General features: G+C 67.2%; 9 protein-coding genes. All 9 read left to right on the top strand.

The window, feature by feature from the left end; translation table 11 throughout:
• Positions 1-15 precede the first annotated feature (15 nt).
• Positions 16-657: a lytic transglycosylase domain-containing protein gene (locus ACN0RJ_RS22985; RefSeq protein WP_417725827.1), complete on the top strand. Its 642-nt coding sequence runs from the start codon at positions 16-18 to the stop codon at positions 655-657.
• The gene (locus ACN0RJ_RS22990; RefSeq protein ID WP_417725821.1) at positions 654-944 is read left to right on the top strand and encodes a TrbC/VirB2 family protein; all 291 of its coding nucleotides are present in this window, start codon (positions 654-656) and stop codon (positions 942-944) included. The genes ACN0RJ_RS22985 and ACN0RJ_RS22990 overlap by 4 nt, the downstream gene beginning before the upstream one ends.
• A 9-nt stretch (positions 945-953) precedes the next feature.
• Entirely contained in the window at positions 954-1,232 is a 279-nt protein-coding gene (locus ACN0RJ_RS22995; RefSeq protein ID WP_298498534.1) for a type IV secretion system protein VirB3, read from the top strand.
• A complete protein-coding gene (locus ACN0RJ_RS23000) occupies positions 1,222-3,594 on the top strand; it encodes a type IV secretion system protein B4 (RefSeq protein ID WP_417725822.1) in 2,373 nt (790 codons plus the stop codon). The genes ACN0RJ_RS22995 and ACN0RJ_RS23000 overlap by 11 nt, the downstream gene beginning before the upstream one ends.
• A complete protein-coding gene (locus ACN0RJ_RS23005; RefSeq protein ID WP_417725823.1) occupies positions 3,594-3,797 on the top strand; it encodes a hypothetical protein in 204 nt (67 codons plus the stop codon). Before ACN0RJ_RS23000 ends, ACN0RJ_RS23005 begins: the two co-directional genes overlap by 1 nt.
• Before the next feature lie 3 nt (positions 3,798-3,800).
• On the top strand, positions 3,801-4,943 hold the full coding sequence (locus ACN0RJ_RS23010; protein WP_417725824.1) for a lytic transglycosylase domain-containing protein: 1,143 nt from the start codon (positions 3,801-3,803) through the stop codon (positions 4,941-4,943).
• A 62-nt stretch (positions 4,944-5,005) separates the two neighbouring features.
• On the top strand, positions 5,006-5,752 hold the full coding sequence (locus ACN0RJ_RS23015) for a type IV secretion system protein (protein ID WP_417725825.1): 747 nt from the start codon (positions 5,006-5,008) through the stop codon (positions 5,750-5,752).
• Positions 5,753-5,754: 2 nt separating this feature from the next.
• On the top strand, positions 5,755-6,408 hold the full coding sequence (locus ACN0RJ_RS23020) for a virB8 family protein (protein WP_417725828.1): 654 nt from the start codon (positions 5,755-5,757) through the stop codon (positions 6,406-6,408).
• A partial coding sequence (locus tag ACN0RJ_RS23025; RefSeq protein ID WP_417725826.1) for a TrbG/VirB9 family P-type conjugative transfer protein occupies positions 6,405-7,039 on the top strand: 635 nt, incomplete at its 3' end. The genes ACN0RJ_RS23020 and ACN0RJ_RS23025, both read left to right, overlap by 4 nt.

Here is a 7,039-nt window from a genome sequence, read left to right on the forward strand (position 1 = left end):
TCCGCACCCTCGGCCTTGCTGGCACAGACGACGACAGGCGGGTTCATCTTCTCCGTCGGCCAGGATGGCCGGCTGATCGACGTCTCCGCCGCGCAGGCTGATCCAGACGCATCGACCGACCTTCAAACAGGCGATGCAACGGGTCCCGGCGACCGGCTCTTTCTCTTCTCCAATCAGTCGCAAGACGAAGCGGACACTGAGGCCACATCGCGCGCGCCTGTCCCGGCTCCTCCCGACATTCTCGCGGCCATCGAGGCGACCGCCTTCCGCTATGCGGGTCATCCCGGCTTGCGGCGTGCCGGCCTTTCGGTCACCGACTGGGCCGCGCTTTACCGGGCCAATATCGAGATCGAGAGCGCCTATAATCCGCGCGCGCTGAGCGGCGCGGGCGCGATCGGGCTCGGCCAGCTGATGCCGGACACGGCGCGCGTTCTGGGCGTCGATCCGCATGATCCGCGCCAGAACCTCGACGGCTCGGCGCGGTATCTCCTGATGATGCTCGACCGTTTCGGCGACAGCCGCCTGGCGCTCGCCGCCTACAATGCCGGGCCCGAGGCGGTCGACCGTCACGGGGGCATTCCCCCTTACCGAGAAACCATGGGCCATGTGGCGAAAGTGACCGCCGCGATGTTGCGCCTGAGAGGAGAGATTTCGTGAGAAGACAAGAGACCCTGACCGCCGTCGCGGCGACCCTGCTGATCGTTGCTGCCGGACCGGCGCTCGCCCAGAGCATCGACCTCTCGCCGGTGCAGACCCTGTTGCAGGGCATCGTCAATGCGATCACCGGCCCCCTGGGCATCGTGATCGGCACGCTGGCACTGATCGGCGTGTTCCTGTCCTGGCTCTTCGGCATCCTCGATTTCCGGCAGGCGCTCTGGGTCGTGGTGGCGATCGCCGGGATCGCCGCGGCCCCGACCATCGTCGCCGCGATCTGGACCACCTGAGAGCAAGCCATGGCGGAGCAGTCGCGCGTCTTCATCGGCCTCCTGAGGCCGCCCAAGCTCATGGGCCTGCCGATCATGTATGCCATGGTCTGGCTCTTCGGCTCCACGCTCCTCTTCCTCTGGGTGCAGAGCTGGGTCGTGGCGCTGATCGCCGGCATCGCCTGGCCCGCGCTCTGGAAGGCTGCCGACTGGGATCCGAACTTCCTCGATGTGCTGGTGATCACGCTCCAGGAGACGCCGCCGACCCGGAACCGGAAGCATCACGGAGGCGACAGCTATGCCCCGTGATGCTGGATACGGCGAGGATCTCGATCTCGGGACGGCGCTGCCGCCGTGGGTCACGGGCGAAAAGCGTCTCTCGCAGATGCTGCCCTATGTCAGCCTCGTCAGCGACACCACGATCCGCACCCGCGGCAACGAGCTCATGCAATGCATCCGGCTCGAGGGGGTGAACAGCACCACGAGCGAGGACGCGCATCTCGACCGCATCGGCGCACTGATGGCCGGGATCGTTGCGCAGGCCGGGACAGGGTTCTCCTTCTACCTTCACAAGGTCTCGAAAGCGGTCGAGGTGGATCTGCCACCGATGGAGGACACTGGCTTCGCGGGCGAGATCGACCGGCGCTGGCGCAACCATCTGCGCGCGTCGGGGCTCCGCGACAAGACGCTGACCCTGACGGTCCTGAAACGCCCCGAGGCGGGGCGAGGCCTGCCGTTCCTCGCCGCCGCCTCCCGTGCACGGCTCGCGCAGGACACGGTTCGGAGGCTGCGCAAGCTCGACGAAGTGGTGGGGTTCATCCTCTCCACCTTCGACGAGATGAAGCCCCGGCTGTTGTCCGCAAATTCCGGCGCGCTCATTGGCTTCCTCGGCAGCCTCAATACCGGCTGCGAACATCCGCTCTTCCCGCGCTCGCGCTTCGGCATCCTCGCCGAAGACGTGGCCAACACCCGTGTGACCTTCGACGGTCCCACCATCCGCCTCTCCGACGGGGCGGCGGGCGAGAAATTCGGCGCGATCTTCGCGGTCAAGAACTACCCCGCCAAGACCGACGCGCTGATGCTCGACGAGCTGAACCTGCCGGTCGACATGGTCGTCACGCATTCCTTCGTGGCCGTAAACTCGAATATCATGGCCGGCCGGATCAAGCGGCAGCTGCGGCTCATGCAGGCCGCCAATGACGGGGCGGTCAGCCTCGCCGAGGAGCTGGAGCTTGCGCAGGACGACCTGGAATCCAAACGCCTGATCTTCGGCGAGCATCACATGACGGTCGCAGTATATGCCAGGACCCGTGCCGCCCTCGACGACATCTGCGCCGAAGTGCGCAACATCGCCGCCAGCACCGGCATCAACCTGATCTCGGAAGGTTTCGGCGCGCGGGCGCATTACATGGCCCAGCATCCCGGCAATACCGGGGCGCGGAGCCGCAAGGCGGCGATCACCAACCACAATTTCGCGGACCTGGCGACATTGCATCGCACGCCCTTGGGCAAGCCCGGGAGCGACGTGCCCTGGGGCCTGCCGATCACGCTGTTCCCGACGCCCGAGCGCGGCGGGTTCCGGTTCAACTTCCACGAACAGGGCGCGCCGGATCGTGAGCCGACCGGCGGCCACACGCTGATCCTCGGCCGTCCCGGCTCCGGCAAGTCAGTGCTTGCGGCCTTCCTCATGGCCATGGCGCGGCGCGCGAATGCCCGGCTCTTCGTCGTCGACTACCGCGCCGGCATGGAGATGGCGGTGCGGGCGCTCGGCGGCAGCTATTCGACCGTGCGGGCCGGGCGGCCCACGGGTCTCAATCCGCTCCAGACCGAGACCGATGCGCGCGGCCAGGCCTGGCTCGCCGACTGGCTCGCGACGCTCCTCGAACGTCGCGATCGCCCGCTCACCCCGGTCCAGACCAACCGGTTGCAGGAGGTCGTTCGCCAGAACGCCTCGGCCAGTCACGAAGGTCTCCGGAACTGGTCGGATTTTGCCTCGCTGCTGGTCTCGACCGACGACGAGGGCGATCTCTTCGAGCGCATGCAGGAATGGACCGCCGACGGCCGCTACGGCTGGATCTTCGGCGCCAATGCCCAAGATACATTCAGCCTCGCCGGCGACATCTCCGGCTTCGACCTGACCGGCATCCTCGATTCCGAGAGCGAACGGGAGCGCATGGCGGTGCTCTCCTATCTCTTCCGGCGCGTCGAGCGGGTGATCGAGGACCGCAAGCCGACCGTGATCCTGATCGACGAGGCCTGGAAGGCACTCGACAATGCATATTTCGCGGAACGGCTGTCGAACTGGCTCGTCACCGCCCGGAAACAGAACGCCGTCGTCGTGATGATGACGCAATATGCGAGCCAGCTCGAACGCACCCGCACCGGCAAGACCATCGTCGAAGCGGTGCCGACGCAGATCCTGCTGCCGAACATCCGCGCCAGCGAGGCCGATTACGCCATGCTGGGCCTGTCCGAGAAGGAACTCGACATCCTCCTCGGCGTCGGTTCGTCCTCTCGGCTCGCGCTGGTCCGCGACGACCGCGGTTCGGTGGTGATCGATGCCGATCTCTCGAGCCTCGGGCCGCTCGTGACCATCCTCGGCGGCATGGAGAAGGGCGAGGAGCTGGTGGGCAGCGACTACCGCGACTGCCCGGACTTCTGGAGAACATGATGAACAAGACGATGACCCTGCGCCTCGGGCTTCTCGTCCTCGGGCTCACCCTGTCGGCCTGCGCCGAGTACAAGCCCGCGACGGCGAACTGCTTCAACTTCCAGGCCGAGACCGCGAGCGCGCCGCGGGTCTCGACCAAGGGCGCTGCGGTCACGCGGGCCGATAGCACCTGCACCTTCTTGGCACTCGGGATCGCGGACTGATCCATGTTGCGCCGACTTCCTCCCCTTCTCGTCTTCGTCGCGCTTGCGGGCCCCGCGTCGGGGCAGGGCGTGCCGACTTTCGATGCGCAAGGTTTCGCGCGCACGGCTGCGTTGATCGCGCAGCGCGACCGGGATCTGGTGCTGCAGCGCGACCGGCTGACCCGGGAGAAGGAACTGGCCGAGATCGAACGCCAACAGCTCGCGGCGCTGAACGATCTCGTCGAAGCGACAAGCTTGGGCGGAACCGATGTCTCTGCTACCATCGCGGGACTGGAAGCGGGCAGGGGCTCCGACACCACCGCCGCCGTGCTCTATGGGCCCACGGATGGCAATCCGGCCGCGGCCCGTATGTTCGGCGACGCGCGCGAGGGGATCGAGGCGCTGATCATCCGCGCGGCGCGCGACACCTTCTCCCTTCAGGGCGTGTCGCGCGCCGGCCTTTCCCTCGTGCAATGGCGCTGTCTCCTCCAGGCGCTGATCTGGCAGGAGAGCCGGTTCCAGATCGGCGCCCGCTCGCCCGTCGGCGCCTTCGGCCTCACCCAGATCATGCCCGGCACCGCCTCCGATCTGGGCATCTATCCCGCCTATTACGACGATCCCTACCTGCAGGTGACCGGCGGCGCGCGTTACCTCGCGCAGATGCTGAACATGTTCGGCGGCAACATCATCCACGGGCTCGCCGCCTATAACGCAGGTCCCGGCAATGTTCAGGATTACGGCGGCGTGCCGCCATTCTCGGAAACCCAACACTACGTCGTGCTCATCCCCGAGCAGTACAACCGCTACCTCGCCGCCGTCGGCGGGATCGACGCCCTCGGCACCATCGATCCGGTCCTTCTCGCCAATGCGAGCTTCAGCCTCTCAGCGCATGGCTCCGGGGTCTATGGCGACTATTCGATGGTCTCGGTCCGGGCTGCCGCGCTCCGGGTACAGGACATCATCGAGCGGATCGGCGAGACAGAAGATCTGCACGAAGCGCTGGCACTCAACACCTATGCCCGCGCGGAACTGGCGCGCCTCGTCGCCATCCGCACCCGCCTCAAGGCCGCGAGAATCGAGCCGATGAGCGCCGAGCAGATCGCGCTCGCCGCCGCGCAGGCCGCCGAGCGGCAATACATGGATTTCAGTTTGGAGACTTTGCGATGAGGACGACCTTCCCGCGCGCACGGAGAATTCTGTTCGGGACAGCCGCCGCGGTAGCCGTGACGATGAGCCTGGCGCCCGCGTCGGCCATCGCCCAGGGCGTACCGACCGTCGACACCCAGAACATCGCCCAGGAAATCCGCCAGCTGCAGCAGATGCTGGAGGATTTCGGGATCCAGACGGACCAGCTGGATACGCTCCTGGAACAGCTAGATCTCGTGCAGCAGCAGCTCGACCAGCTGAACCAGATGTATGCCTCGCTCACCGGCGCCCGGGATCGTATCCTGGGCCTCTTCATGGGCGGCGATCTCGATGGGCTGCTCGAGGCGGATTTCTCCGACATCGGCAACCTGATCACCGGCATCCAGAAGGGCGACTGGAGCGCGCTCCTCGGCTCCTCCGCCGGGCCGCTGCGCACCCAGATGGAAAGCGCGCTGGCGAGTGCCGGGTTCGACGAGGACAGTCTTGCCGAGATCGCCCGCAGCGGCAGCCCCGGCGCGCAAGGGGTGGCCACCCGCGCCACCACCGGGGCGGTGCTCTCGGCGGCGGCGCAAAACAGCCATGCCGAGGCGGCGCAATCGCTGGAACGCGTCGAACGCCTGGTCGAGATGATCCCCGACATGGCCGATCTGAAGGAATCGATGGACCACAACACCCGGGTGACCGCGGAGCTCGCCATCGCGATGACACGCATGTGGGAGCTCGAGGCGATCCAGACCGTGGGCGCGGGCAATGCGGGCGTGGTCGATGCGGCGACCATCGCCGAGGAACGCCGCTACATGGACTTCACCCTACCGGAACTCCGGCCATGAAGATGGGAACGGGCATCGACACCATCGTCGAGGAGGAGCTGGTCTACGGTGCGCTGCGGCGCGAGGAGACCTGGCGCAAGATCGGCATCGGCGGTGCGGTCTTCGGCGTATTGGGTTGCCTCTCGGCCGCCGCCGTCGCCCTCCTGATCGAAACCCCGCCCCCGGTCGTCGTGCCCTTCGATCCCGCGACCGGACTCGCGCTGCCGAACGCCGCCGTCCAGACCGTGACGCTGGCCGAGCGTCCGGCCGTGATCGAAGCGCAGATCTACCGCTACATCACCGACCGCGAGACCTACAACCAGCTCGACAACGACCTGCGCGTGCGCCGGGTGCTGGCACAGTCGAAGGGTGCGGCCGAGGCCAGCATGCGCGCGACCTGGACCAGCGGCCAGGAGAGCTATCCGCCGACGCGCTACGGGGCAGGGGCCGAGATGGCGGTCGAGATCGCCAGCATCACGCTCATCGGCGAGAACCGCGCGCAGGTGCGTCTGCGCAAGCGCCTGACCGGGCCGCAGGGTGTTCAGGACGGCGCCTTCACCGCCACGCTGATGTTCGAGTTCCACCCCGAGATCCCGCGTGTCCTCGACGAGGTCTGGCAGAACCCCTTCGGCTTCACCGTCACGCAATACGCCATCAGATCGGACCGCGCCGAATGACGACCCGCCTTTGCCTTTCCGGCCTCCTCCTCGCCGCCGCGATGTCCGCGGGCCTCCCCGCTTTGGCCGAGACCACGCCCGGGCGCGGTGCCCATGACAGCCGGGTCCGGATCGCGACCTGGGTCGACGGCCAGGTGTTCCGCGTCGTGACCAGCCTCACCCGTGTGACCACGGTCGAGTTCGGCGAGGGCGAGACCATCCGCTCGATCATCGCCGGCGATACGGTCGGCTTCCAGTTCGACGCGGTCCCGGGCGGGCGCGCCTTCGCGATCAAGCCCGTGGCCTCGGGCGTTTCCACCAACATTACGGTCTACACCAACCGGCGCTCCTATTACTTCCACGTCGTCGAGGCGCGCGAGACCCCGCATTATGTCGTGCAGTTCCGCTACCCCGAAAGCCGCAGCGCGCCCCGGCTGGCGGTGGCGGCCGCCGCGCCCAATGCCAACTATGGCGCAAGCGCGCAGCGCGAGTTCACGCCACTCTCGGTCTGGGACGATGGCACATTCACCTATTTCCGCTTCGCGCGGAACGCCCCCGTTCCGGCGATCTTCCGTCACACGCGCGGCGCGGAGCGCTCGGTCAACAGCCAGGCGCAGGCGGATGGCGTGATCCGCGTCTCCGGGGTGAACCC

This window comes from Salipiger sp. (assembly GCF_048261495.1).
In the GTDB taxonomy this organism is placed as follows: domain Bacteria; phylum Pseudomonadota; class Alphaproteobacteria; order Rhodobacterales; family Rhodobacteraceae; genus Salipiger.

What these genes read in the sequence shown, in the direction of transcription:
- ACN0RJ_RS22995 (WP_298498534.1), top strand. Translation starts at nt 954, where the DNA reads ATGGCGGAGCAGTCGCGCGTCTTCATCGGCCTCCTGAGGCCGCCCAAG.
- ACN0RJ_RS23000 (WP_417725822.1), top strand. Translation starts at nt 1,222, where the DNA reads ATGCCCCGTGATGCTGGATACGGCGAGGATCTCGATCTCGGGACGGCG.
- ACN0RJ_RS23005 (WP_417725823.1), top strand. Translation starts at nt 3,594, where the DNA reads ATGAACAAGACGATGACCCTGCGCCTCGGGCTTCTCGTCCTCGGGCTC.
- ACN0RJ_RS23010 (WP_417725824.1), top strand. Translation starts at nt 3,801, where the DNA reads ATGTTGCGCCGACTTCCTCCCCTTCTCGTCTTCGTCGCGCTTGCGGGC.
- ACN0RJ_RS23015 (WP_417725825.1), top strand. Translation starts at nt 5,006, where the DNA reads ATGAGCCTGGCGCCCGCGTCGGCCATCGCCCAGGGCGTACCGACCGTC.
- ACN0RJ_RS23020 (WP_417725828.1), top strand. Translation starts at nt 5,755, where the DNA reads ATGGGAACGGGCATCGACACCATCGTCGAGGAGGAGCTGGTCTACGGT.